Source organism: Streptomyces sp. NPDC004561 (assembly GCF_053602155.1).
In genome coordinates this window covers 1-1,444 of the sequence record NZ_JBSGDB010000901.1, presented here as the reverse complement: position 1 = coordinate 1,444, position 1,444 = coordinate 1, and the positions used below count along the sequence as shown (strand labels likewise).

Here is a 1,444-nt window from a genome sequence, read left to right as displayed (position 1 = left end):
ACCAGCTCGAGGCGCTCGGGCTGCCCGCCGCCGCGCCGGTCCACGCCGACCTGCGCCGGGCGCTGGAGCGGACCGAGCGGCTCACCCTGCGGACCCCCGAGGAGCTGGCCGCGCTGGACGTGGCCGCGCACCGGCAGGAGGTCAATGTGCTCCTGCTGCGCACCAGCGAGCTGGCCCGGGCGGGCGCGGCCGGCGGGAAGGGCGGCAAGAGCGGCAAGGGCAGGGCCAAGGGCAAGGACCGGCGGGGCGCGGACCTGATGGGGGCCCGGCTGCGCGGCGCCGACCTGCGGGGGGCGAGCCTGCGCGGCGCCTATCTCATCGCCGCCGACCTCACCGGCGCCGATCTGCGTGACGCCGACATGATCGGCGCCGACCTGCGTGACGCCGACCTGACCGACGCGGACCTCACCGGTGCCTTCTTCCTCACTCAGCCGCAGCTCAACGCGGCCCGGGGCAGCGCGGGCACCCGGCTGCCGGACACGCTGACCCGCCCGTCCCACTGGACGGCCGCCGCCTGATCCCGCCCCACCGGCGGCCGCCCGCGGACCCGCCTCGGCGCCACCCGGCGACGCCTATGCCCCGGTGGCGGCGGGCGCGTCGGTTCCGTGTACGGGGCAGCCGGCTGGTGCTCAGCGGCGATCCGGCGGTGCTGTGGTCGGCCGGTCCGGGGCGGGTCTTCGCGGACCTGCTCGCGGCCCGCGCCTGCCCGCAGCTCGCCTCCCGCCTGCCCGACCCCGGCCCGATCGGCGAGCTGGTCTCCGGCATCGGGGCCGGCGAGCTGAACCAGGTCGCCGCGCCCGGCAAGGAGGTCGTGATCGTCCCGGTGCGCGACGCGGGACAGGCCGTGCACCGGACGGTGCAGCTGGTCGCGGACTCGGTGCCGCGGGCGATCGGCATCCCGGCCGAGCAGACCGTGGTGATCACCCCGGGGCACGGCGGCGCGGCCGGCACCCGCGCCCTCAACGCCGCCCTGAAGGAACGCCTCAACCCCGGCCCCGGCCGTTTCGGCGGCTTCGACCCCGGCGACCGGATCGCCTACTCCCCCGCCCCGGGCCGCACGGTGCCGGGCACGGTGGTGAAGGCAGACGCCGAGGGGCTGCACCTGTCGTGCGCGGGCGCTCCGGTCGTCGTACCGCGGGAGCGGGTGGAGGGCTGGGTGCGGCACGGCTGGGCGCTGACCGCGCACCAGGCGGTGGGCGGCCGCTGGCCGGCGGCGGTCGTGGTGCTGCCCGGCGACGCCGCGCAGGCGCTCAGCAGACCGTGGATCTACACGGCGTTCGGCCGGGGCGAGCGGCATCTGTCGGTGGTGCACGGTGTGGAGCAGGCCCTGCCGAGGGCGGTCGCGGAGATTGGGGCCAAGCCCCGCACGACCCGTCTGGGGACCCTGCTGCGCACGCAGGTCCCGGCCGCGGGCTGACCCCGTCACCTCGGCGGGGGCGGTGCC

1 protein-coding gene and 1 pseudogene are annotated in these 1,444 nt (G+C 78.0%); both read left to right on the top strand.

What is annotated here, in order from left to right:
• Window positions 1–518 (top strand): pentapeptide repeat-containing protein (locus ACWEN3_RS46545; protein ID WP_452984494.1); only part of this gene is annotated, 518 nt, incomplete at its 5' end.
• Between the two features lie 95 nt (window positions 519–613).
• A pseudogene (locus ACWEN3_RS46540) lies at window positions 614–1,417 on the top strand (ATP-binding domain-containing protein); the annotation flags it as partial.
• Window positions 1,418–1,444 lie beyond the last annotated feature (27 nt).